Annotated in this window: 16 protein-coding genes; 6 read left to right on the top strand and 10 right to left on the bottom strand. The window is 63.9% G+C overall.

Annotated features, from left to right (window positions below):
* Nucleotides 1-73: 73 nt before the first annotated feature.
* From ACFQU1_RS23605 to ACFQU1_RS23595, 3 genes are all read right to left on the bottom strand, one after another.
* On the bottom strand, nucleotides 74-2,062 hold the full coding sequence (locus ACFQU1_RS23605) for a PhoX family protein (RefSeq protein WP_378137382.1): 1,989 nt from the start codon (nucleotides 2,060-2,062) through the stop codon (nucleotides 74-76).
* A gap of 124 nt (nucleotides 2,063-2,186) precedes the next feature.
* Nucleotides 2,187-4,046 (bottom strand): CHASE2 domain-containing protein, encoded by a 1,860-nt coding sequence (locus ACFQU1_RS23600; RefSeq protein WP_378137380.1) that lies wholly within the window; start codon nucleotides 4,044-4,046, stop codon nucleotides 2,187-2,189.
* 3 nt (nucleotides 4,047-4,049) lie between these two features.
* Nucleotides 4,050-4,628, bottom strand: coding sequence for a FecR domain-containing protein (locus tag ACFQU1_RS23595; protein ID WP_378137378.1), 579 nt, complete (start codon nucleotides 4,626-4,628; stop codon nucleotides 4,050-4,052).
* Between the two features lie 96 nt (nucleotides 4,629-4,724).
* Here ACFQU1_RS23595 and ACFQU1_RS23590 point away from each other — a divergent pair, with 96 nt between their 5' ends.
* On the top strand, nucleotides 4,725-5,414 hold the full coding sequence (locus tag ACFQU1_RS23590) for a Crp/Fnr family transcriptional regulator (RefSeq protein WP_378137376.1): 690 nt from the start codon (nucleotides 4,725-4,727) through the stop codon (nucleotides 5,412-5,414).
* Between the two features lie 31 nt (nucleotides 5,415-5,445).
* Here ACFQU1_RS23590 and ACFQU1_RS23585 read toward each other — a convergent pair whose 3' ends face one another.
* The 5 genes from ACFQU1_RS23585 to ACFQU1_RS23565 form a co-directional block, all read right to left on the bottom strand.
* Complete coding sequence (locus ACFQU1_RS23585; protein ID WP_378137374.1) at nucleotides 5,446-6,573, bottom strand: class I SAM-dependent methyltransferase; 1,128 nt, start codon at nucleotides 6,571-6,573, stop codon at nucleotides 5,446-5,448.
* Between the two features lie 156 nt (nucleotides 6,574-6,729).
* A complete protein-coding gene (locus ACFQU1_RS23580; protein ID WP_378137372.1) occupies nucleotides 6,730-6,930 on the bottom strand; it encodes a hypothetical protein in 201 nt (66 codons plus the stop codon).
* Nucleotides 6,931-7,189: 259 nt separating this feature from the next.
* On the bottom strand, nucleotides 7,190-8,764 hold the full coding sequence (locus ACFQU1_RS23575) for an ABC transporter substrate-binding protein (protein ID WP_378137370.1): 1,575 nt from the start codon (nucleotides 8,762-8,764) through the stop codon (nucleotides 7,190-7,192).
* A 72-nt stretch (nucleotides 8,765-8,836) separates the two neighbouring features.
* Nucleotides 8,837-9,724, bottom strand: coding sequence for an ABC transporter permease (locus ACFQU1_RS23570; RefSeq protein ID WP_378137368.1), 888 nt, complete (start codon nucleotides 9,722-9,724; stop codon nucleotides 8,837-8,839).
* A gap of 21 nt (nucleotides 9,725-9,745) precedes the next feature.
* A complete protein-coding gene (locus ACFQU1_RS23565) occupies nucleotides 9,746-10,687 on the bottom strand; it encodes an ABC transporter permease (protein ID WP_378137366.1) in 942 nt (313 codons plus the stop codon).
* 193 nt (nucleotides 10,688-10,880) lie between these two features.
* Between ACFQU1_RS23565 and ACFQU1_RS23560 the strand changes: the two genes are divergently transcribed.
* Both ACFQU1_RS23560 and ACFQU1_RS23555 read left to right on the top strand, forming a co-directional pair.
* Nucleotides 10,881-11,921 (top strand): LacI family DNA-binding transcriptional regulator, encoded by a 1,041-nt coding sequence (locus tag ACFQU1_RS23560; protein ID WP_378137364.1) that lies wholly within the window; start codon nucleotides 10,881-10,883, stop codon nucleotides 11,919-11,921.
* Nucleotides 11,911-13,320 (top strand): amidase, encoded by a 1,410-nt coding sequence (locus tag ACFQU1_RS23555; RefSeq protein WP_378137362.1) that lies wholly within the window; start codon nucleotides 11,911-11,913, stop codon nucleotides 13,318-13,320. Before ACFQU1_RS23560 ends, ACFQU1_RS23555 begins: the two co-directional genes overlap by 11 nt.
* A gap of 42 nt (nucleotides 13,321-13,362) precedes the next feature.
* Here ACFQU1_RS23555 and ACFQU1_RS23550 read toward each other — a convergent pair whose 3' ends face one another.
* Both ACFQU1_RS23550 and ACFQU1_RS23545 read right to left on the bottom strand, forming a co-directional pair.
* Nucleotides 13,363-15,072: a hypothetical protein gene (locus ACFQU1_RS23550; RefSeq protein ID WP_378137360.1), complete on the bottom strand. Its 1,710-nt coding sequence runs from the start codon at nucleotides 15,070-15,072 to the stop codon at nucleotides 13,363-13,365.
* A gap of 85 nt (nucleotides 15,073-15,157) precedes the next feature.
* Nucleotides 15,158-15,457, bottom strand: a complete 300-nt coding sequence (locus ACFQU1_RS23545; protein WP_378137358.1) for a helix-turn-helix domain-containing protein — start codon at nucleotides 15,455-15,457, stop codon at nucleotides 15,158-15,160.
* Between the two features lie 495 nt (nucleotides 15,458-15,952).
* Here ACFQU1_RS23545 and ACFQU1_RS23540 point away from each other — a divergent pair, with 495 nt between their 5' ends.
* The 3 genes from ACFQU1_RS23540 to ACFQU1_RS23530 all read left to right on the top strand — a co-directional run bounded on the left by ACFQU1_RS23540 (nucleotide 15,953) and on the right by ACFQU1_RS23530 (nucleotide 23,165).
* On the top strand, nucleotides 15,953-19,252 hold the full coding sequence (locus ACFQU1_RS23540; protein WP_378137355.1) for a DUF4214 domain-containing protein: 3,300 nt from the start codon (nucleotides 15,953-15,955) through the stop codon (nucleotides 19,250-19,252).
* 186 nt (nucleotides 19,253-19,438) lie between these two features.
* Entirely contained in the window at nucleotides 19,439-20,965 is a 1,527-nt protein-coding gene (locus ACFQU1_RS23535) for a class I SAM-dependent methyltransferase (RefSeq protein ID WP_378137353.1), read from the top strand.
* A gap of 289 nt (nucleotides 20,966-21,254) precedes the next feature.
* Complete coding sequence (locus ACFQU1_RS23530) at nucleotides 21,255-23,165, top strand: hypothetical protein (protein WP_378137351.1); 1,911 nt, start codon at nucleotides 21,255-21,257, stop codon at nucleotides 23,163-23,165.
* Nucleotides 23,166-23,314 lie beyond the last annotated feature (149 nt).

Below are 23,314 nucleotides of genomic sequence, written 5' to 3'. Positions count from 1 at the left end.
AGTGCTGTAAAAAGAGCGGGGCGGCCGAAGCCGCCCCGTTGTCGTTTGCGGAAAACGCAGACCGCGATCTTGCTCAGACCGCGATCTTGCCGCCGCCCTGCTTGGTAATGGCAACCACGGACGGACGCACGGGCATGTCGTCCTTGAAGTCCGGCCAGCGGGTCGAGAGGTCTTCGTAATAGGAGGGACGGGCGAAGCCCTCCCAATCCTCGCCGCCATCGCCCGGATGCTGCACGGCGACGAAGGCCGTCTCGTCATCGGGCGTGAACAAGGGGCCGCACATCTCAGCGCCAACCGGCACGCGATAGAACAGCTTGGAGGTGGCGCGCGCCTCGCCCTCGGTATCGACCGCCCAGAGCCCGTCGGTGCGGCCGGTGTCCTTCGGCGAGTTGCCGTCGGTCGAGACCCACAGGCGCCCGGCGCTGTCGACGGCGCAATTGTCGGGCATGCCGAACCAGCCGTTCTTTGTGGTCTCGGTGGAGAAGGAAGCCCCGACCGCGGCGACCGACGGATCACCGCATTTCAGCAGCACTTCCCAACGACCGGTCGTGGCGGCGAAGTCACCACCGTCCTCGGCGATTTCGATGATATGACCGAAGGCGTTCTTGGCGCGCGGATTAGCAGTATCGACCTGGTCGGCCGTGCGCCGCGTGTTGTTGGTGAGCATCACATAGACCTTGCCATTGACATGGTTCGGCTGGATGTCTTCGGGGCGGTCCATCTTGGTCGCGCCGAGCAGGTCGCCGGCGCGCCGCGTCTCGATCAGCACGTCGGCCTGGCTGTTGAAACCGTTCGCAGCCGTCAGCGGCCCCTGGCCATGGACGACCGGCAGCCAGGTCAGCGTGCCGTCCGGCGCAAATTTCGCGACATAGAGCGTGCCTTCGTCGAGAAGGTTCATATTGGCCGCGCGGTTGTTCGGGTCGAAGCGGCCGGCCGTCACGAATTTATAGACATAGTCGAAGCGCTCGTCGTCGCCGAGATAGAACACGACGCGCCCATCCTTCGCGACGATCGATTCCGCGCCCTCATGCTTGAAGCGGCCGAGGGCCGTGCGCTTCTTCGGCGTGGAGTTCGGATCCATCGGATCGACCTCGACGATCCATCCGAAGCGGTTCGGCTCGTGCGGTTCCTTCGCGATATCGAAGCGGTCGTAGAAATTGGCCCACTGATAGGTCGACTCCGGCACGCCATAGCGCTTGTAGTTGGCAGCCTCGGCATGGCCTTCGGGCAGTTTGCCGGCAAAGTAGCCGTGGAAATTCTCCTCGGCCATGACATAGGTGCCCCAGGGCGTGACGCCGCCGGCGCAGTTGTTGACGGTGCCGATCACCTTGGTGCCGGTCGGATCGTCGCTCGTCTTGACCCGATCGTGCCCGGCGGCGGGGCCGGTCAATTCCATCGGCGTCGCGGAGGTGATGCGGCGATTGTAGCGACCGTCGCGCACGACCTGCCACTTGCCGTCAACCTTGCGGATCTCGACGATCGTGCCGCCATGGGCGGCCATTTCGATGTCGACGCGCTTCTGGTCGGCCGGGGCGATCTTCGCCTTCCCGTCGACGACCTGCACGATGCCCGGGAACATCAGATGTTCGTTGGTATATTCATGGTTGACAACGAGCAGACCATGCGTCGGCGAGCCGTCGAGCGGAATATAGCCGACGTAATCGTTGTTGTAGCCGAACTGCCGGCGCTGCGCCTCGGCGCTCTGGTTGCGCGGGTCGAAGGCAGGCGCATCCGGGAAGAGCGGATCGCCCCAGCGCAGCAGGATGTCGGCATCATAGCCGGGCGCCACGTGGTGATTGGCGTCGACGCCGGCTTCGACCTCCGTGAAGGAGAAGGCCGAGCTCGCGGCTTTGGCCTTGTCGGCCGTCACCAGGGCGAGCGGGCTCACGGTCGCTGCGATGGCGGACACGGCGAGCGAGCCCTTGAGCAGGCCGCGGCGCGAGAAGCGGGTCGAAATGATTTCGCCCATGGTGGGATTGGCGGTCGGGTTGCGCCCCTCTCCGTCCGCTTCTTCCAGCAGACTGGTCGGAAACGCGGTGGCGCGTGGCGTCTGTTCGGTCATCGCGAAGGCTCCATTCTCACTGGAACAAATCCAGACTGGCTTGATCCGGTGAGCTACCGGCCCTCTGCAACATCTGCATGACAGGCAAACGCTTTGTCCCCAGGCCCGGTGAGCTATCCGCGCATCAGTCGCGCGCGGCGGCGATGCGCACCGCGACAGGCGCCGTCCGGCCGCGGATCGGCACCTCCATGGGCGGGGAGTAACGCGCGAGCAAGGCGCCCTCGCCCGCGGCGTGCAGGATGCTTTCGCTGACGACGACGGTCGCGCCCTGCGCCTTGGCCACTTCGAGGAGCCGGCTCGCCACATTCACCGTGTCGCCGGTCGCCGTGACCTGCTGGTGGCTCTCCCCGCCCAGGCGCGAAACGACCACCGGCCCGTAATGGGCGCTGAGGCGCGCACGCGGACGCGGCGCATGCTCCATGAGGCTTTCGCCGGCCCAGTCGTCGCGCAGGCGCCGGTCGAGTTCATCGAGCGCCCGCAAGGCACGCAGCGCGCCGTCCTCAGGATCTGGAAAGCCGAAGAGCCCCATAGCGCCGTCCCCCATGAAGGTGACGACGAAGCCGCCATGCGCATTGACGACGGCATCGACCAGCTTCTGAAAGCCCTTGAGGAGTTCGCGCGTGCGTTCCGCGCCAAGGGCTTCCGAAAGCCCGGTATAGCCGGCGAGGTCGACGAACAGGATTGCGGCATCCTGCGCAACCGGCGCGGCGAGGAAATTCGGATCCTCCGACAAGCTGATCGCGATCGGACGCGGCTGCAGCGGCAGCAGGCGCTCCTCGACGCCGGTGAGATGCCGGACCTTGCGCCGCTCCAGCCAGAGGCGGGCCGCGCCATAGACGGCCGCGACCGGCAGCATCGCCGCGAGGGGCACAGTCGTGCTGACCCAGTATCCCAGTATGTAGCCGACGAAGGAAAGGCCGACCCAGGCGACGGCGAGCAGCCCGACGAGCAGCAGTCCGGTCGCGACCCGCCGCATGCTGATGAGGCCGATCGCGGCAAGCGCGAGGATGCCGGCTGCGCCCGCATCAAGCCATCGACTGATGGCCGTGCGCGTGAGCGCATCCCCGGCCACGAGATTCCCGATAGCGGTGGCGAGCACCTCCACGCCGGGGACCACGGCGGAGAAGGGGGTGGGAAAGCTGTCACCGCTGCCGACCGCCGTCGCGCCGATGACGATCGTCTTGCCGGCGAGATCGGGGGCCGCCTGCCCCGCTGCCGGCGCGGCGAGAAGCCGGGCCGCGCTGATGGTCGGTATCGTCCCGCGGGGGCCGTAGTAGCGAAGCGCCAGATGCTGTCCGAGATCGAGGGGGATCGAACGGGCCCCCAGGCGCAGCGCCTCGCCGGTCAACTGCGGCTCCGCGCCGGTGGCAAGCGCAGCGCCGAGCAGGACGAAGGACGGAATGAGGCCGCTCGAGCCGCGGAACAGGAGCGGCGCGTGGCGCGGGATGCCGCCGTAATCCGTCGCCACATTGACGAGCCCCACATCCGCCGCCGTCGCCATCGGTTCGACCGGCCAGAGCAGCTGGCGCGGTTGTGGCACGCGGCTAACGGCGCCTTCCGTGCGCATGTCCCGCCCTTCGCCGAACAGCCCCGCCGCCGCGATGACGGCCGGAGTTTCCTGAAGTGCTCGGGCGAGCGCCGCGTCCTGATCCCGCGGGCCGGGATCGGCGAACAGGATGTCGAGCGCCAGTGCGCGCGGTTTCTGCGCGGAGATCGCCGCCACCAGCGTGGCCATCACGTCGCGCGGCAGGGGATAGCGACCAGCCTGCCGCACCGTCTCGTCATCGATAGCAATGATCACGAGATCCGCCGGCGGTGGCCTGCGCGGCGCAAAGACCGCTCGCAGATCGAGCGCGACGGCTTCGAGCCGGTCGAGCGCGCTGGCGCGGCCCGCGACCTGCCAATGGGCGACATAGGCGCTCCAGACCAGCGCGAGCAGGATGGCCGCGAGGGTCAGCGGACGCGCCCCGTCGCCGCGCGGCATGGGTCAGCGCCCGAACCGGGCGAGCAGAGCCCTGACCCGCGGCGCGCCCCAGCGGGTGACCACGAGCGGTGTCGTTCCCGGCCGGACGTCGACGCCCTCCCCCGGACCGAGCACGACACCGCGTCCGCCGCGAAGCCGTGATACGCCGACGCGGCCGGTCTCGACGAAAACAGCGCTTTGCTGCGCCGTCACGTCGACCGCCCAGGTTGTGCCGCGAACGGAGGCCACCGCATGCGGCGTCTGCACCTGGAAGCGCCTGCCTCCGCCCTGCGACTCGTCCTCGATATAGACCGCGCCGGCCTTGAGCTCGACCGCGTCCGGCGCGCCGTCGCCGTTGTCATCGACGAGCCCGGCATCGGCGCCGCGCGCCACCTCGATCGTCACGTGGCGGCAGCGCACGACGGTCTGGCCAACATTGCCGGCGACAGTCGTGCAGCCGGCCATCTGGGCGGCAGCGGGCTGGGACGCCAGGCCAATGAGAAGACTGCCCAGACCCGCATGAGCCAAGCGGAGTGCGCCTCGTCGGTGGCGCCCGTCCTTCTGCACGGCGGCGTCCCCCCGCTCAGGGTGAAATTCTGACATGAGCATCTCCCATTGCACCGCTTTATGGCAGAATGCGACGGAGCGCGCGGATTGTGACGCGAGCCCGGCATCCTCTGCGACTGTGGCGCGGACTTCATGCAGCCGAACGAGATCAACCGCTGGCTGACGACCTCCGGCATCTTCGGGGGCCTTGAAGCCACGTGCCTGGCACGCGTGGCCGAAGCAACGCGCATCGTCAGCTTCCCGGCCGGCCACTGCCTGTTTCGGCAATCGGACGAGGCCGACGGCCTCTACATCATCGCCGAAGGCCTCGTGCGCATTCATCTCGGACATGTGGACGGGCGGGAATTGACGCTCGCCCTGCTCGAGCCCGGCGATGTCATCGGCGAAATCGCCCTGCTCGATGGGCTGCCGCGCACGGCGACCGCCACCGCCCTCGAGCCGACCCGCGCGGCCTTTGTGAGCCGGCCGCAGTTCCTGCGTCTCGTCGAGGATTTCCCGCAGATCGGCAAGCACGTCATCCTCGTGCTGTGCGACCGGCTGAGGCGCAATACGGGCCAGATCAACGACAATACCTTCCTGGACCTCAGAAAGCGGCTTCTCAACCTGCTGCATGAGCTCGCGATCGCCCATGGCAAGGTCGACGGCCCGCGCTGCGAGGTGCCGACGCGCTTCACACAGACGGACCTCGCCCAGATGCTCGGCGTGACCCGCGAGGCGGTGAATAAGCAGTTCCGCGCCTTGGCGCGCGACGGCGTGATCGTCATGACCGCCGAGGGCATTACCCTCAGCCTGGCACATGGCGGCGTGACGGGATGCCGCTAGCATCCCGTCCGCCGCTCTTCCCTCTGAGACCTCAAATCCGCCAAATCCGCGAAACGAAATAAGCGTTGAGCGGGTCATGCGGCAGGCGGTGGATCGTGATGTCGCTAAATCCCGCCTCCCGCAGCATGGTCTCGGCGAGCTCCACGCCCCACATGGCGCCGAGCCCTGCCCCGCCCTGCCCGAGCGAGACCGCCATGCAATGCATGCACGAGACCGTATAGAGGAACGGGCCGAGCGGGTGCTCCGTATTTCGCTCGACATAGCTCGAGCCACCGATGTCCTGCATGAGATAGACGCCGCCGGGCTTCAGGGCGCGGGCCAGCCCCCGCAGCATGCTCGCCGGGTCCTTCTGGTCGTGAACGGCATCGAAGGTGGTGACGAAATCGAAGCGGCCAGGCTCGTCGTAGCCGGTGAGATCGCGCGCCTCAAAGCTCAGATTGGTGACGCCCGCCCGCGCGGCCTCGCCGCGCCCGTTTTCGAGCGCCTCCTCGCAGAGGTCGTATCCGACGAAACGTGAGCGCGGGAAGCGTTTGGCCATGGCAATGAGCGCCCGGCCCGAGCCGCAGCCGGCGTCGAGCACGTCGATGCCCTCCTCCAGCTTCTCGGTGATCCCCGGGACCAGCGGCAGGATGTGATCGAACAGGGGTGTCACGACAGTCTGCGCGCTTTCCTCGGCCATCAATTGATGGAAGCCGCAGTATTCGCGATATTGCGTGCCACCGCCCCGATGGAACCGCTCGATGATCGCATCTTCGGAGCGGGCGAGCATCGGCATCCACTGAGCGGAAACGGCAAGATTGTTGGGGCTTGCGGCGCGCGTGAGCCAGGCGGCGTGCTCCACCGGCAGCTGGTAGCGCCGAGTGGCGGGATCATAAGTGACGATGCCGCCGGTCACCATGGTGCCCAGCCATTCGCGCACGTAGCGTTCGTTGAGCTTGGCCGCCCTTGCGATCTCCGGCGACGTCGATGGTGGCAGGAGCGCCATAGCGTCGAAGAGCCCAGTGCGGTGGCCGATGGAGACCATCAGCGTCACGGCGGACTGATTGATCGCCGCCGTCATGCGCTCGGCGAAAGCCTCCGCCCGCACCTCGTCGAAAAGCTGGGTCAGTTTATCGATGCTGGGAGCGGTCTGGGCCGCGCCTTCGGCTTGAATGGTCATTCTTCGATCCTCCAGATCGTCGCCCGGTCATCCCGGCGACGTTCCGGAGGAGGATGTTAGAAGCCTTTGCGTGGCTCGGCTGTGAACGGGTTCACAGGGCCGATCAGGTCATGGGCCGACGCAAGAACTGAACGCATGCCGAAGCCTGGACAGCGTTCACCCGCCCCGGCTCGCATTATGCGCATGCATCATCACGGCCACCGGATCATAGTCGATCTCGTCGTCGTCGAAGTCGTCCACCATTTCGACGAGTTGGTCGAGTTGCGCGTCGATTTCACGCCGCAGCGCGCAGAGCCGGAGAAACTCCTCCTCATAGGTCTTGCGCGAAGACCGATGCGGAAACCGGATGACCGTCATGAGCGAATCCCTGTGATCGCATTGCAGTCCTTCCAGATGCGCTGGTGATGGCAAATTTTTTCCTACCAAGGCTGCCTTTTGGGGCCAAGGGGCCTCCGACTGCGAGTGAGTTCATGAAGATCAATAAGCAATTTCAGAATGTTATATAAAATCTCGGAGCGCGAGCTTTTCCGCAGAAATACGAAAGCCGGCTCACCGCCCGATGAGCCGGCCCCCGTCCGCGCGTTATGCAGGCGACCTGAGTCGGTCGGCTCGCGGCTTAATTGCCCTTAGCGACGTTCCAGTAGACGGGAACGCCGGAGGCGAGGAGACCGGTGACATCCTTGCGAATGCCGCGGACGAGATAGAACTGGCCGACCGAGACATACGGCACCGTCTCGATAGCGCGCAGCTGGATCTTTTTGGCGATCTCCTTGCGGGCGGCAAGGTCGGGCGCCATCGTGAACTCGGCGCGCAATGTCTCTATGGTCTCGTCGCAGGGCCAGCCGAACCATGCCTTATCGCAATTGGAGCGCAGTGCCATATGGCCGACCGGCTCGGTCATGTCGGGTGCGGCGGGCCCGGAGAGAAAGGCCGACCAGCCGCCCTCGGAAACCGGCTTCTTGCTCGTGCGCCGGCTCGACAACGTGCCCCAGTCCATCGCCTGGTAATCGACGTTGAGGCCGATGTCGCGCATCGCCTGAGCGACAACGAGAGTCGCAGGGTGAAGCGCGGTTTCGGTGGCGTCGAGGAGAACGATCGGAGCACCATCATAGCCCGATTCCTTCACGAGCTGCTTGGCCTTTTCCGCATCGGGCTTCGGCCAGCCCGCGTCGGTGAAATAGGGCGAGTCGCACATGTAGAACGAGGGGCAGTTGGTATAGAGGTTGGGGTCGTCGACATAGGCGCGCAACGCCGGATCCTGGTCGACGAGCGTCAGAATGGCCTGCCGGAGCTTCTGGTTGTTGAACGGCGGCTGCAGCTGGTTGAGCCGCATGACGCCCTGCAACGCGGCAAGCTTGGCAACGCCTACGTCGGGATTGTCCTTGAGGAGCCCAATCATGTCCGGCGGGACCTCCTCGAAGATGTCGATCTCGCCCGCCTGGAGCGCGTTGAGCGTCGTCTGCGCATCAGGGATGACCTGCCATTCGACGCGGTCGACCTTCACCGTCTTGCCGCCGGCGAGCCCGTCCGGCGCTTCCTTGCGCGGCTCGTAGGTCGGCGACTTCACATAGACGATCTTGGACCCCGGCACCCATTCGTCCGTTTTCATCACGAAGGGGCCGGACCCGATCGGATCCTTGATGTTCTCGTTCGCCGGCGTCTTGGCGATGCGCTCGGGCATGATGAAGGGCACGTTGGAGCTCGGCTTTCCGAGCGCCTCGAGCACCAGGCTCCAGCCGTCCTTGAGTGTCAATTTGACGGTCTTGGGATCGGCGGCTTCGAGGCTCACCGAATGAGCCATCATCTGCTGCCCGAGGCCATCCCGCTCGCCCCAGCGCTTCAGGGAGGCAACCACGTCGGCCGAAGTCACCGGCGTGCCGTCGCTGAATTTCAGCCCGTCGCGCAGCACGAAGGTCCAGCTCCTGCCGTCATCGGAATGGGTGTAGCTCTCCACCATCTGCGGCACGATCTCGCCCTTGGCATTCTGGGCGAAGAGCACGTCATAGACCATGTAGCCGTGGTTGCGGACCATGTAGTCGGACGTGGTGATGGGATCGATGGTCTTGAGATCGCCGAAGGGTCGCACCTTCAAAACCGTCTCCGCCGCCGCCGGCATCGCCCAGAGCCCCGCGATGGCAACAGCGGCCGTAATGCCCGGCCAAAGCCTTCGCCTCGTGATGTGATCGTTCATGCTGACCTCCCTCTGTCCATCACACGTGTTCATTCGTGAACGTGTTATTCGTGAACTTGGCCGGTTCATGCCTTACTGTCGGCGGCGACTGAGCTTGGGATCGAGCGCATCGCGCAGGGCATCCCCCAGCACATTGACGGTCAGAATGAGGGTCGCGAGCAGGACGCCCGGAAATGCCGCGATCCAGGGTGCCCGCTGCAGATACTGGCGTCCCTCGGCGAGCATGTTCCCCCAGCTCGGGACCGTCGGCGGCGTGCCCGCGCCCAGAAAAGACAGGATCGATTCGACCACCATGGCCGAGGCGAAGACATAGGTCGCCTGCACTAGGACGGGCCCCGCGATATTCGGCAGGATCTCACGGACGAGCAGCCGCGGCAGGCGCGTGCCGATGGTGATCGCGGCCTCGACATAAGGCTGCTCGCGCAGGACGAGCACCGAGCTGCGCACCACGCGGGCCATGCGCGGCGCCTCGACGACGGTGATCGCTATCACGACATTCTGCAGGCTCGAGCCGAACAGCGACATGAGGGCGATGGCGAGCAGAATGCCGGGGATCGCCATCACGCCATCCATGAAGCGCATGAGGATGCCATCGAGCCGGCGAAAGAACCCCGCGAGAACCCCAAGCAGCACGCCCAAAACGGTGGTCGAAAGCATCACCAGCGTGCCCGCCGCCAGTGAGACAGTCGTTCCGTTCAGCGTGCGCGAGAGAACCGAACGGCCGAGATGATCGGTGCCGAAAAGCTCGCCGAGGCTCGGCGGCCTCAGGCGCTGAACCGGATCGAGCCGGGCCGGATCGGGAAGAACAAGCGGCGAGAGCGCAGCGACCGCGACGAACAGCCCGAGCACCACCAAGCCGACGAGAATGACCGGATTTTTTCTGAAGAAGCGCCAAAAGTCAGACGGCCACCGGGCCGGCGTGGCGATGCGGGACGGGTGGTCGACGTTCGTGATCGTCATTGGTCGCTCATCTCGGCCGCCTCAATAGCGTACCCGGGGATCGAACAGCCCGTAGCTGAGATCGACCAGGAGGTTGATGGTGACGTAGATCGACGAGAAGAGGAGGATGAGGCCCTGTATGACGGGATAGTCGCGCCGCAGGATCGCGTCCGTCGTCAGACGCCCAAGCCCAGGAATATTGAAGACCGTCTCGGTGACCACGACCCCGCCGAGGAGGGCCGCCATGCCGACGCCGACGACCGTGACGATCGGCACCGCCGCGTTCTGCAAGGCATGCCGCAGCACGACACGGCGCGGCAGAACACCCTTGGCATTGGCGGTCCGGATGTAGTCCTCGTTCAGCACTTCGAGCAGGCTCGCCCGCGTGACGCGCGCAATGAGCGAGGCGTAGAGGAAGGCGAGCGTCAGGCCCGGCAGAAAGAGGCTGCGCAAACAGCTTCCAAGCCCTTTGGCGAGAGGCGAATAGCCCTGGGTCGGAAACCAGCCGAGCCAGAGCGCAAATACATAGACGAGAAGAAAGCCGACCACGAAAACCGGCGCTGAAAAGCCGAGCACGGCAAAGCCCATGGTCAGCCTGTCGAGCACGCCCCCTGCACGAACAGCGGCAACGATACCCATCGGCAAGGCGATGACGAGCGACAACAGGATGCCGACGAGCGCGAGCATGGCCGTCGCCTCGGCACGTTGGCCGATGAGATGACTGACCGGCATGTTCGAGAAAACGGATTGCCCGAGATCGCCGCGCGCGAGCTGCCCCGCCCAGACGGCGAGCTGCTCGATGAGCGGACGGTCGAGGCCGAGCCTTTGGCGCACCGCCTCGACCTCGGCCGTGGTCGCCTGGTCGCCGGCAATGAGCGCGGCCGGATCCCCCGGTGTCAGCCTGAGCAGGAAGAATGTGAACAGGCCGACGAACAGGAAGACCGGCACGGTGCCGACGAGCCGGCGCAACACGTAGCGCCCCATGTCACCTCCCCTCGACGCTGGGGTGTTCCGCCCCAACGGTCATCCCCATCTGCCCGCGATTTTATCGTTTCGCATATTGCTCTCACACGGATCAGACTTTCGCAATGGAAATCTACGCCTCAGATTCTAATTCCATTAGCCCGTTGGACGTGACAAATAAGTGGTCTGTGTAAAACGTTTTTCTGGATCTTGAATGACGACCATCCGAGACGTCGCGCGCCTGGCCGGTGTATCGGTGACCACCGTCTCGAACGCCTTGAACACGCCGGGGCGGGTGAGCCCGGCGCTGAGCGCGCGCGTTCATGCGGCCGTGGAGAAGCTCGGTTATGCGCCGCATGCGGCGGCGCGCAGCCTGCGCAAACGGGCGAGCAGTCTGATCGGCATGGTCGTCGCCGACATCACCAACCCGTTCTTCAGTGAGTTGTTCGAGGCGGTCGAAAACGCCGCCGCGATGCGCGGTTATTCCATGCTTCTGTGCAACTCCGGCGAGACCTTCGCGCGCGAGGAGCAGCATCTCGCGATGCTGCGCACGCAGCGCATCGACGGACTGATTCTCGCGCCAACGGGCGCCATCGCGGTCAATCGCGCGTCCATCCTGGCGAGCCTCGACGTACCCGTCGTGCTCGTCGACCGCGGAATGGTCGAGCTCGGCTATGATGCCGTCGTGCTCGACAACCGCCGCGCCGGCGAACTCGCGACCGCCCACCTTCTCGCAGCGGGGCATCGACGCATCGGCCTGATCAATGGACCGGAGATCCTGCGCACGGCCGCCGATCGCCTGCAGGGCTATCGCGAGATGCTGCTCGCCGCAGGCATTCCCTTTGATCCCGATCTCGTCCTCGACGGGCGTTATCGTGAGGCGGAGGCCTATGCCGCGACCCTGCGGCTTCTCACGGCCGGCGATCCACCGACGGCGCTCTTCGCCACCAATAACGTCATGACCATCGGCGTCATGCGTGCCATCGCCGATGCCGGGCTCACCTGCCCGCAGGACATCTCCGTCGTCGGCATCGACGATTTTCCATGGGCCGGGGCCTTCACGCCGCGCCTGACCACCGTCGCTCAACCTGTCGCCGACATGGGCCGAGAGGTGCTCGACATGCTGATCGGGCGCATGAGCGGCGCGCGAACCGGGCCGGGCGAAACACGGATCCTGTCGCCGAGCCTGATCGCGCGCCAATCCACGACTGCTCCCTTTCGAAACTTCCACACGGAGAAGGCCGATGTCGGATGAGCTGATCGGCGCGAGCGCCCGCCGGATGGTCGAAGCCTTGCGGCAGGGAGAGATCTCGTCGCTCGCCCTCGTCGAGGCGGCGGCGCGGCGCATTGCTGCCGTGGAGCCGAAGTTGAATGCGCTGCCGACCCTCTGTCTGGAGCGCGCCCGTGAACAGGCCGCGGCGCTCGACGGTCGCCGCGCCCGCGGCGAGACCTTGCCGCTGCTGGCGGGCTTACCGGTTGTCGTCAAGGACAATTGCGACGTCGGGGGCGTGCGCACCACGAGCGGCACGCCGATCTTCCGCAACCGGATCGCCGAGACATCCGACCGCACCGTCGCGCTGATGGAAGCGCGCGGCGCGGTGCCCATGGCAAAATCGAACTTGTCTGAACTCGGCGGGGCCCAGACCACCAATGCGGTCTTCGGAGCAACGCGTAATCCTTACGACGTACGGCTCACCTGCGGCGGCTCCTCGGGCGGCGCGGCTGTGGCACTCGCCACGGGCGAGACCTGGCTCGCCCACGGCAACGATCTCGGTGGGAGCCTGCGCATCCCGGCCGGCTTCTGCAATGTCACGGGCCTGCGCCCGACACCCGGCCGGGTTCCGCGCAAGCGGCTCGCAGCCCCCTTCGATACACTTGCCGTCGAAGGACCGATGGCCCGCGATGTGGCCGATCTCGCCCTCTTCTTCGACGCCATGGTCGGCCATGACACCGGCGACGCGCTGACAGCTCCTTCGACCGAACCACCGTTTCTGGGGGCTGCGCTGGCGCCGGCCAAACCGGCCCGCGCGGCCTTGTCGGCCGATCTCGGCGGCTTGCCGGTCGATCCCGTCATCCGCACGGCTTTCGAGAGTTTCGCCACCTGGCTCGGCAAGGCCGGCGTCGCGGTTGCGGAAGCCGCCCCCGACATCTCCGGCACGCTTGATGCATTCAAAGCACTGCGCGGCGCGAGCTTCCTGGCGTCCTGGGAACCGTTCCTGGAGACCCACCGCGCACTCTTTCCGCCATCGGTGATGGAGGATATCGAGCGCGGCTTCACGCAGTCGGGATCGGCGCTCGCCGCCGCCGAGCGGTGCCGCGCCGACTTCTACCGCCGCACCATCGACCTGCTCGATGAGCACGAATTCCTGATATGCCCAGCGACGCAGGTGATGCCTTTCCCGATCGAGATCCTCACGCCGGCAACGGTCGACGGGCAACCGATCCGCAACTATCTCGACTGGATCGCCATCACAGCTATTACTTCGCTGACTGCCTGTCCCGCGATCGCCATCCCTATCGGTTTCTCAGCCGGTGGATTACCGATCGGCATCCAGATACTGGCGCATCCGCGCCGCGAGCGCGCGCTCTTCACCTTCGCGGGCTGGATCGAGCGGGAACTCGGCCTGCCCACGCATCCCATCGATCCGAAATAGCGCTTGAATGATGGCAGACAGCGACCGAAGCGCTTTGCGTGCTCAGACGAGGACCTCGTCGGTCGCTGGGACGACCTGAGGCAGCACGCCCATGAGGCTGACGGTCGATCCATCGTCGAAGGACCAGGTCAGAAAGCCCAGAGGGGCATCTGCTTCGTCAGCGGAAGGATTATAAAACAGCGCGTCCTTGCCGGAGAGGGCCACATGGAAATCGGGATTGCGCTCTGCAAACAAGGCGAGCATCTCGCCGTAGTTCTCGCCGGAACCGTCTTCCGAAGCCTCGAATTGAAGTTGCTCCGTGGATAATTCCTCCAGGAGAGCCGTGATATCGGCGCCCGGGTCCTCGACGCCTTCCGGTGCCGGTGCCACATTCACGGTAGCCGGTGCCAAGACGACCCCGTCGTCCGCGGCGGGCAAGACCGGCGCTGTGAGCTCCCCAGCAAATAAATCAGCGAGCCAACCATCATCGAGATGGAAGATCGTCTTTGCAGTGGCACTGCCGGCGAGAAAGCTCTCGACGAAGCTGACCGCATCGGCGACAGGCAGCGCCACGTGCGTCGACTGCTGCAGGATGACCGGGATGGTCGATCCCGTATCACTCGATACATCGATGCTTTCATCGCTCGCGTGCCCGTCTTCTGACGACGATGACGATGAGGATGGGGATGAGGATGTCGCCGATGTTGGCGACGAAGAGGATGTCACCGATGTCGACGACGAGGATGAAGCGGATGCAGAATTAGGTGATGACGACGGCGCAGCGGACGAAGGGGCCGCGGACGACTCATCATGCTCATCATGCGGCGGCTGATAACTGCTGAGGTCCTCGACGTCGACCAGCTTATCTTTCTCCTTCGGCATCACCTCGGTAGTGACGGGCACGATCTTTTCACCATCCGGGAGGGGGCTCATGAGGCCGGACAGAAGGCTGATGACCGAGAGCTTCTCCGCCAAGATCGGCGCATGGGGCATCGGTTTAGCCTGTCCCAGCAGCACGATCGCAGGATCATTCCCGCCTTTATCATCATTCGGAAAAAGCGGATGTGCGGATCGCACCGACGGAAGGAAGTCGCTCACCAGTTGTGACTGCGCCTGGTCCAGCGCCGCGTCGCCTAGCTGCGAGCCGTGACCGGCCCATAGCCATTGGGCAGAGCCCAGGTTGAGGTCGTGCTGTGTGACGGCGATCGTTATCGCCGCCAGCATGACGGCCGCCTGGCGGCGGTCGAGATGGACGACCGCATGCCGGGCATCCTCGGCGGCCCCCACCCAAATGGTGCGCCCACTCAAGGCCGGCTCAGCCGCCTGGCCACTTCCGTTACGGGGCTCGATGGTGCTGGCCTGCGCGTCGGCCTCCGACAGCTTAAAGAAGGCGGTCGCGACGAGGGCCACGAGCAAAGCGCTCGGGTGCAAGCTGATCTTCTCGCCCTTACGCGGCACCACGAGGGGGTGACGCATCAGCAGCGCCTCGACCAAGGAGCGGAAGTCCACGCCCCGCAGCACGCCCTCGAAGGCGCCGCTCGCCGCGACATAGACCCCGCCGATGCGAGCGAAATGAATGATGACCTCGCCGGTATCGGCATGACAGAAGGCGAACCAGGGCTCGTTTTCGTCAGACAGACCGCGATCGGTCTCGATCGTCAGGCCGGCTTGCACCAGGGCGGCTTCGACCCGGTAGAATTCCGCGAGTTCCTGGTTGCTCCAGTCCCTCGAACGCGATCGGAAGGGGAAGAGCTGGGCGACATTGCCTTCCATGACGATCCCGAAACGGCCTTCTGCCGTGCCTCTCTGCCGACGCAGCTCCGCGCGCGACGGCAAGCGTCAGATCCCAATGACGGCCTCAAGTATCCTCGAAGAGGATCTCATAGGTGGCCGGGTCGTAATATTTGAGGATTTCCTTGACGAAATCCCGAGGGTTCATCTGCAGTGCCTCGGCCCAGGCCCGATACCGGTCAGGCGGGATACGTCCCCGTCCCGTCTCGAGCTGCGAGACGAATGTATAGTACTCCGTGCCTACGCGCTGCGACAGCTCGCGCTGGGAAAGACCGCAGGCCTCGCGACGCTGTTTCAGCCAACGCCCAGCCTCGCGTCGAAGTTCCTGGACATCATTGGCACTACGTCTTTGGGGATTTCCATACATGACCGTCTCGATCAACTGGCCTGCCGCGCACCGCGCTTAGCATAAGCCCTCGTGCGACCAAGATCAAGCCAGAGGACCGCCCCACCCCTCGAAAACATTTGTGTTGTGTGCTGCTTAGATGGTTAACGCCCGACAAGCGACGACTTTTCCGGCGCGGGCAAACTCACATGCCCACGATGTCATTACGTTGATTAACCCGGTGCCACACGCATGGAGCGCCATTGCGCTTCTACTATATGGATTGCCCACGATTCGCCATAGCGCGAGCCCATGCACAAAGGGGGTATGTATCTGCTAAAACGACGTATTCTGTGACGTTATAGGTATTATTTGGGCATATGAAACATTTACACTGGTATGGTGATCACTGTATAGCGGGTCGCGAGCTGCGCTGGCGATGCCGGCGACCGGCTGGGTCTAGTCTCTGTTCACAAGAGGGTCACCATGGCTGTTTCTCAGGCAATCGTTATCCAGCGCTATGAGGGAATTCTTCGAATGACGCCGTCGCAGGCGCAGGTCGCTGCGCTGGCGACGCTTCCGAACGTGGCTGCCCTCGACGCCACGCTCCTCAATGCGGCCTCCGTTTCTGTCGATCCGATCGTGCGCCTCTACCAGGCGGTCTTCGGACGCGTTCCGGACTCCGGCGGCCTCAATTATTGGGTGGGCGTCTTCGCCGCCGGAACCACGCTCCAGGAGATCTCGAGCAATTTTGCCTCCTCCGACGAGTTCCTGTCGCAATATGCCGGACTGACGAACAGTGAAATCGTCGGCCGCATGTATCAGAACGTGCTGCAGCGCGCCGGCGACCCCGAAGGCGTCGCCTTCTGGACGAACTTCCTCAACAATGGCGGCACCCTCGCTCAGCTCGTCCTGGAGTTCTCCCAATCCCCCGAATTCATCGGCAACTCCGACCCTTACGTGGACGCCTTCCTGCTTGCGGCGGCCGACGGCGAGGGCATCTATACGGGCTCGCTCTTCGAGCTGCCGCATGTCGGCGACACCTTCGTTCTCACGACCGCGGTCGACAATTTCACCGGCACGGATGGTGACGACACCTTCATCGGCGAGAATTCGACCATCAATCCGGCCGACCGCATCGATGGCGTCGAGGGCACCGACAGCTTCGATGCGACTCTGACGGGCGGCTCCGAGTCGCTGCATTCGACAAATGTCGAGATCTTCAACCTGCAGGCGCTCTCGGGCAGCCCCGTCTTCAATATGATCAACGTGACCGGCGCGACTGAGATCTGGAGCGACAACTCCACGTCGAATCTCACCGTGACCAACGTTCAGGAAAAGGCCCTCGTCGGCGTGAACGGCGGCGACGGCAGCGACGACTTCACGGTGGAATTTGAAACAGACGCCGTGAGCGGCGCGCTCGATGTCGAGCTCAACAACGCCAATATCGAGGACCTGCAGGCCGACGACGGGGCGGGCACGGGCTTCGAGACGGTCAACGTCGCGGTCACCGGCGAGAACGAAGTCGTCGAGCTCTGGTCGGGCGGCGACATCAAGACCTTGAACATCTCCGGCACCGGCAGCGTTTATATCAATAACGCCATCAATTCAGCCATCGAACTCGTCGATGCAACGGCCAATTCCGGTGGCGTCGATCTCAATTTCGACAACAGCAGCGACGTCAAGGTGCTTGGCGGCTCGGGCGACGACTACTTCTATTTCGACAACAATTTCGACGACGATGACGATGTGAACGGCGGGACTGGCCGCGACACCCTCGCCATCTGGCGCCAGCAACAGATCACCGACAATTCCAAGATCGCCAATGTCGAAATTCTCGAGGTCGACGGCTTCTTCGGAACGCTCGATGCCGAGAACGTCGGCGGGCTCGACACCGTCAAGGTAACGGACTTCCTCGGCACGGCCACGATCGACAATTTCACCAGCGGCGGCACGGTGATCACGCCGGACAACGGCACGCTCTTCATCAATGTGAAGGATGCCGCGACCGGCACGGCCGACAGCTTCACCCTGGTGGTGGACGATGGCGCCGACGTCGGACTCAATACGCCGAATGTCGAGACCGTCACGATCGACAACATATCGGATAACTTCTTCGGCTCATTTATCGATCTCGACGATGACAAGGGACTTCAGACCCTCATCGTCAAGTCGGTTGCCGACAGCTTCACGGATATCGATCAGATCTCCTCGGGCGTGAAGCTCGTCGACGGCTCGGCGGCACTGGGCTCTCTCGACATCGTTGTCGATGCCGGCGGTGCAGTCGACAGCGGCGCAACGATCGTCGGCGGCTCGGCGGCGGATGATCTCACCGGCGGCGACGGCAAGGACGCGATCATCGGCGGCGCCGGCGACGATGAGCTTCAGGGCGACCAGGGCTTCACCATCGTCGAGCCCGGCGTTCGCCAGCAGGACACGCTGGTGCTGCAGAATGCAGGGGCTGGTGATGTCATCACCATCACCATCAATGGCTTCAACATCGTCTACAACGTTCCAATTCCTGCTCCGACGCAGTTCGGGATCAGAACCCAGATCGCTGATCTCATCGACTCCCACGCGGCCGACACGGGCGGCGTCACGGCGAACAACCAGGGCGGCAATATCGTCCTCCTGGGCAACGTCTTCGGCGACGCCTTCACTGTGAATGTGCAGGCCGAGAACTTCGCCGGCGCGCCAGCCAGCAGCACGGTCGAGTTCGCCTCGACCTACGACATCGGCGATCAGCTCTCGCTGACCGTGGATGGCGTGGTGAGAACGATCACGGTCGGCGTCGATACGGGCGGCAGCGGCAGCGGCAATGCCGTCGCGACAGCCTTCGCCGCGGCCTATGCCGGTGTCGCCGCCGGACTGCAGATCTCGACGGCGGTGGATGGCGACAACTTCGTCGTCACCGGCACAATCCCCGGTGCCAACCACACCGTGACGGCTGCAGCGCCGGTGGACGTGGCGCCGACACCCGAGCTCGTAACGATCACGCCGACCGGCCTGGACGCCCCGGGCGAGTCGCTCGTGATCACGGTCGGCGGCACCGCCTATTCCGAAGCCTTCGACACGAACCTGGCCACCACGCTGAACAATTTCGTAGCCAATTATCAGGCGGCCATCCTCGCCCAACTGCCGAGCCCGGCCAATGTCGTCTATTCGACCGGCACGGCCATCGTCATCGGTGACAACCAAGGCAACCCCTTGGGCGAGCCGATCACCGCCTCTATTTCAGGAACGGGTACGGCGACGGCGGTCACCACCCCAGGTGTCCCGGTCACCGATCACGGCACGCCGAATGTCGTGAATGTCGCGGCTCAGCCGCCCGGAACCAACGACCAGTCGATCTCCGTCGACCTCGCCAGCCACGTCGCGCCTGAGGCGGCCGTCGTCGGCGGCGAGCTCAATGCCGATATCCTCACCGGCGGTGAGGGCAACAACGAGTTCGTGTTCATCGGCTCGACCTTCGCCGAGTTCAACGTCATCGATGGTACCCCCGTCGATGCGATCGACACGATCACGGACCTCAAGCTCGGCACCGATGTCTTCGCCGGGCAGCAGGATACGATCAACCTGCAGTTCGTGATCAACGATGTCGTCAATGACGGCGTGGCGACGGCGCTGGTTGGGGCCAGCCTGCAGGGCGCGGTCGACGTGCTCTTCCAGACCGGCGGTGTGCTCAACAACGTGGCCAATGCCGCCGGCTTGTTCACCTGGCAGGGCGACACCTACCTCGTGGCGGCCGATGGCGCAGGCACGGATTTCGGGGGAGACGACGCCATCGTCAAGGTGACCGGAGCCACCGGGGTCCTCGACACGACGGACTTCGTCTGAGCCGAACCGGGCGGCGGGTTTCAACCGCCGCCCCTTCTCCGGCGCATCATGTCGCCGACCTTTTCCAGCCCCGGTCCCCCCAACCGGGGCTTTTTCCGTGCGGCACGGTGTGGCTTCCTATTCATAATCGAATTCCGCGAGCAGGCCGTTCCGGCCCGGTCGAGGCGGTGAGAGACGAGGTGGACTATGGCTGACTGGACGGACGGCTATGTCACCGAGGTCGGCTATACGCACGGCTTCTACCGGGAGCTGCTGCCGCTCAACTTGCGGCTCGCGGCGCTGACGGCCGGCTTCAAGATCTGCGCCCCCACACGCTATCTGGAGCTCGGCTGCGGCCAGGGCTTCAGCGCCAATCTCATTGCCGCCACGCACCCGGACGTCGCCGTCACCGCCGTCGACTTCAATCCCGCACATATCGCGGAGGCGGAGGATCTGGCACGCCGCGCCGGCATCGACAACATTGAACTACGCGAGGCTAGCTTCGCCGAGATCGCGGGTGATGGCGGCCCGGCGACCTACGACATCATTGCCCTGCACGGGATTTATAGCTGGGTATCTCCCGAAAATCGCGCTTTCATCCGCGACATTGTCCGCCAACGGTTGAAAACCGGCGGCCTGCTTTATGTCTCCTATAACGCCCTGCCCGGCTGGGCAGCGGCCGCACCGCTGCGCCATCTCATCGCCGAAACCGCCGCCCACGCTTCAGGCGCCGTGGCCGACCGTTTCGATGCCGCGCGCGCCTTCGCCGAACGATTGCACGGTGCAAAGGCCCGCTATTTCAGCCAGAATCCAATGCTGGCCGAGCGCCTGTCCAATATGGCGAAACACCAGAAGAACTATCTCGTCCATGAATATCTGAACACGACATGGACGCCCTTCTATTCGACCGATGTCCAGAGGGACTTCGGCGAAGCCAAGCTGACCTATGCGGCCCAGGCCAATCTCACCGACGGCGTCGATCTCATCAACTTCACCAAGGAGCAGCGCGAGATCCTCGCGGACATCAAGGACGCCCCCTTCCGCGAGTTGATCGGCGACATCATGCTCAACCGGCAATTCCGACGGGACGTCTTCATCCGCGGCGGCCTCGCCATCAACGCTTCGCGACAGATGGATGAATGGCTTGACGTCAGGGTGGCGCTCACAACCGCTGCCGAAGGGGTCGAGTTGAAGGTCAACTGCGGTTTGGGCAGGGTCACCCTTCAGGAGCCGATCTACCGGCCGATCATCGCCTCCCTGAGCGACGGGCCGAAAACCGTTCAGGACTTGATGGAGGAGCCATCGCTCGCCGAGATCGGCTGGGCACGCGCCCGCCAGGCCCTGATGATCCTGATCGGCCAGGGAAGCGTCAGCCCCGCTCTTCCGGCCGCCGGCGAGGATATACGGGCGATCCGGACGGCCCGTTTCAACGACGCCGTGATCGACGCTGCCCGCTTCAGCGGCAAGCTCGGTTTCCTCGCTTCTCCGGTAACCGGCAGCGGCATTCCCGTCGATCGCATCGGCCAACTCGCCCTGCTGGCGCGCCGCGACAGCGTCAACGATAGTCCGGCCTTCATTTGGTCCATGATCGCCGCCCAAGGGCAGCGGCTGATGAAAGACGGGAAGCCGCTTGACGCGGAGGCGGACAACCACGCCGCGATCGCCTCCCGGATTGCGACCTTCAACGAAGAGCAACTGCCGCTTCTCACCCGGCTCGGCGTTGCGCAGGCTTAGACCAGCTACTTGGCTGGAGCGTCACATTACGCGATGACAATTCGAATTTATCTCTAATTACATGGAAAAATACTGTATATGAAGTCGAATTACAGATTTTATCAGATATGATTCGTCTATATTCCATAAAAATCGCATCGAAGTTCTGTATACCTGAAAAGATATACCTAATAATCCATCCTTCATGCGCTGATTGCTGCACCAATCAGCGTTGAGAGGTCTATTTTATTTCGCAAGCGCACCAAAACTGCATCGCACTGCAGCACCGTATCAAACGAGGCGATATTCCATGCCGGTTGCAAACGACATCGATAACAGGATCGGGTCCTCCCTCTCCAGTCAAACGTCGACCTTATCTTGGAACGATACCGCCGCCCTGATCGTGCGACTCTATCAGATCACCTTCAATCGCGTTCCTGACAAGGAGGGGTTCGAGCACTGGCAGCGGTACCTTAATACGGTCGAAGATGAACAGGTGATGCCGCGTCGTCTCGCCGAGGTCTTCTGCCAGGTGCAGGAATTTCGGGACAGCTATGGCAGCCATCGCCCACGCGACCTGCTCGCCACGCTCGCCCGCAATGCCCGCCCCGGATCGACCGAACCGGACGAAACATTGCGGGCGAAGATCGATGCAATCGCCAATCAGATCAGCGAGACAACGGCTCCGATCGACCTGCTTCTCGCCGTGGCGCAAGCGCCGGAGGTGGTCTCCCGCCTCAGCTCCCACATCCAGATCTTTCTCGATGGCGCCCATAAGGGCACCGAGACCTATGCGGGACGGCTCTTCGAACGCCTACCTCCGCCGCCTCCCGAGGAGCAGCCCGAGCCGCTACCACAGATAGCCGATCCGCCATCGCCGGTTCCCGAGCAGCCCCTGCCCGTCCCCGAGCCGGAAGCCTTGTCCGCGCCGCCACCAACCGTGGCCCAGCCGGAGACGGGGCAGGTCTACAGGCTCACACTGGCCGATGACAGCATCATCGGCACCGATTTCGATGATGTTTTTTACGCGCGCCTGATGCCGAAGCACGCTCCGAACGAGAGGCCCCAGCATAATCCGACCCTTTCGGACGGAGATACGCTCGCCGGCCGTCAGGGTTGGGACGAGCTGCATGCCCGTATCGGTCTGAAGCCCGTGAGACCTGCGATCCTGGACATAGAGGAGATCAGGATCAAGGCGGCACCTGTCATCGCCGGTGACGAACCAAGACCATCGGGCGCCCATTTCGATGCGAGCCTCGTCAGCGGCGCCTTGGCCATGTGGAACGACGCATCCTCCTGCGACCTCACCATCAGCGGACTAGAGTTGAACACGGAGGTCGGCGTCCGCAACGCCATTCACGCGACCACAGTTCAGTATCGGGGGCAACCGCTCTTTGGGGGCGCCGCACATCTCAAGCTGTCCGGTGCGGTCAAACGCCTCGATGTACCTAATGTGCGGACTGTCGAGATGGAGGTGGAAGGCGGAACGGACGCCGACTTTCACGCATCTCATCTCGCCGACTGGAGCATCAGCGGAACTGGGCATGCCTGGTTTCGAGTCCCGGATGAAACCGCGCGCAGCTTGAAAACGATTAATGCGAGCGGCTTCGAGGGAGATATGAAGCTCGATTTGAGGGAAGAACAGAGCATATACTTTAAATCGGGAGCCATCTCTAACTATATTCTGTTCAAGGGAAATAAATCGAACAAGATTATCACCGGACCTGGCCAAGATTGGCTTGAAACCTTTGGTGGCGCCGACCGAATCGATGCAGGCAGCGGCCCGAACGTGATCTTTCCCGGCACCGGAGCGGATACCATCGTCATCAGCAATGCAGCGAATTCGACCCTTGGCGGTGATCGAGCCAATTTCACGGACGTTTTCGGCTTCAACCCCCGCGAGCACGATACGATCGACTTCCCCTTTCTTACTCAGCGCAACCTTGTCAGCACCGAGTTGCAGGCCAAGATCCAGAAGGCCGTCGACGACCTTGGACCCAGGGCCACTCTTTACGACGCCTATGATATGGCAACCGACGTGCAGGGCGTCGGAAAGCACAAGGTCGGATGGTTCACCTTCGGCCCCCATCCCGATCCAAACAGCGGCCGCACCGGTCCCCACACCTATGTTTTCGTCGACAACGATGAGCACACCATGGTGAGGCTCGCCGGCGTCGTCCGGCTCACAGCGGACAACTTCGCCTTTGGCCTAACCGACTAGCGCAGATACGATCGCCGATCGGCGGGCGTCAGCCTGCCGCTTCGGCAGCAAAGCTGCGCAGACCGACCGCGCCGGATGGTCCGATGCAGTTCCAGCGAACCTGCACAGACCCGCTCGGCTTGACGAGCGTGGCCGCTTGCGTGCCCGTC

Origin of the sequence: Chelatococcus sp. GCM10030263 (genome assembly GCF_042666455.1) — a bacterium.
Taxonomy (GTDB): Bacteria; Pseudomonadota; Alphaproteobacteria; order Rhizobiales; family Beijerinckiaceae; genus Chelatococcus.
The sequence above is the reverse complement of the archived record's forward strand: the minus strand, read 5'-3'. Positions and strand labels throughout refer to the sequence as shown.

Excerpts from the sequence above, each read along its gene's own strand:
- ACFQU1_RS23605 (WP_378137382.1), bottom strand. The coding sequence starts at position 2,062 with ATGACCGAACAGACGCCACGCGCCACCGCGTTTCCGACCAGTCTGCTG.
- ACFQU1_RS23600 (WP_378137380.1), bottom strand. The coding sequence starts at position 4,046 with ATGCCGCGCGGCGACGGGGCGCGTCCGCTGACCCTCGCGGCCATCCTG.
- ACFQU1_RS23595 (WP_378137378.1), bottom strand. The coding sequence starts at position 4,628 with ATGTCAGAATTTCACCCTGAGCGGGGGGACGCCGCCGTGCAGAAGGAC.
- ACFQU1_RS23590 (WP_378137376.1), top strand. The coding sequence starts at position 4,725 with ATGCAGCCGAACGAGATCAACCGCTGGCTGACGACCTCCGGCATCTTC.
- ACFQU1_RS23585 (WP_378137374.1), bottom strand. The coding sequence starts at position 6,573 with ATGACCATTCAAGCCGAAGGCGCGGCCCAGACCGCTCCCAGCATCGAT.
- ACFQU1_RS23580 (WP_378137372.1), bottom strand. The coding sequence starts at position 6,930 with ATGACGGTCATCCGGTTTCCGCATCGGTCTTCGCGCAAGACCTATGAG.
- ACFQU1_RS23575 (WP_378137370.1), bottom strand. The coding sequence starts at position 8,764 with ATGAACGATCACATCACGAGGCGAAGGCTTTGGCCGGGCATTACGGCC.
- ACFQU1_RS23570 (WP_378137368.1), bottom strand. The coding sequence starts at position 9,724 with ATGACGATCACGAACGTCGACCACCCGTCCCGCATCGCCACGCCGGCC.
- ACFQU1_RS23565 (WP_378137366.1), bottom strand. The coding sequence starts at position 10,687 with ATGGGGCGCTACGTGTTGCGCCGGCTCGTCGGCACCGTGCCGGTCTTC.
- ACFQU1_RS23560 (WP_378137364.1), top strand. The coding sequence starts at position 10,881 with ATGACGACCATCCGAGACGTCGCGCGCCTGGCCGGTGTATCGGTGACC.
- ACFQU1_RS23555 (WP_378137362.1), top strand. The coding sequence starts at position 11,911 with ATGTCGGATGAGCTGATCGGCGCGAGCGCCCGCCGGATGGTCGAAGCC.
- ACFQU1_RS23550 (WP_378137360.1), bottom strand. The coding sequence starts at position 15,072 with ATGGAAGGCAATGTCGCCCAGCTCTTCCCCTTCCGATCGCGTTCGAGG.
- ACFQU1_RS23545 (WP_378137358.1), bottom strand. The coding sequence starts at position 15,457 with ATGTATGGAAATCCCCAAAGACGTAGTGCCAATGATGTCCAGGAACTT.
- ACFQU1_RS23540 (WP_378137355.1), top strand. The coding sequence starts at position 15,953 with ATGACGCCGTCGCAGGCGCAGGTCGCTGCGCTGGCGACGCTTCCGAAC.
- ACFQU1_RS23535 (WP_378137353.1), top strand. The coding sequence starts at position 19,439 with ATGGCTGACTGGACGGACGGCTATGTCACCGAGGTCGGCTATACGCAC.
- ACFQU1_RS23530 (WP_378137351.1), top strand. The coding sequence starts at position 21,255 with ATGCCGGTTGCAAACGACATCGATAACAGGATCGGGTCCTCCCTCTCC.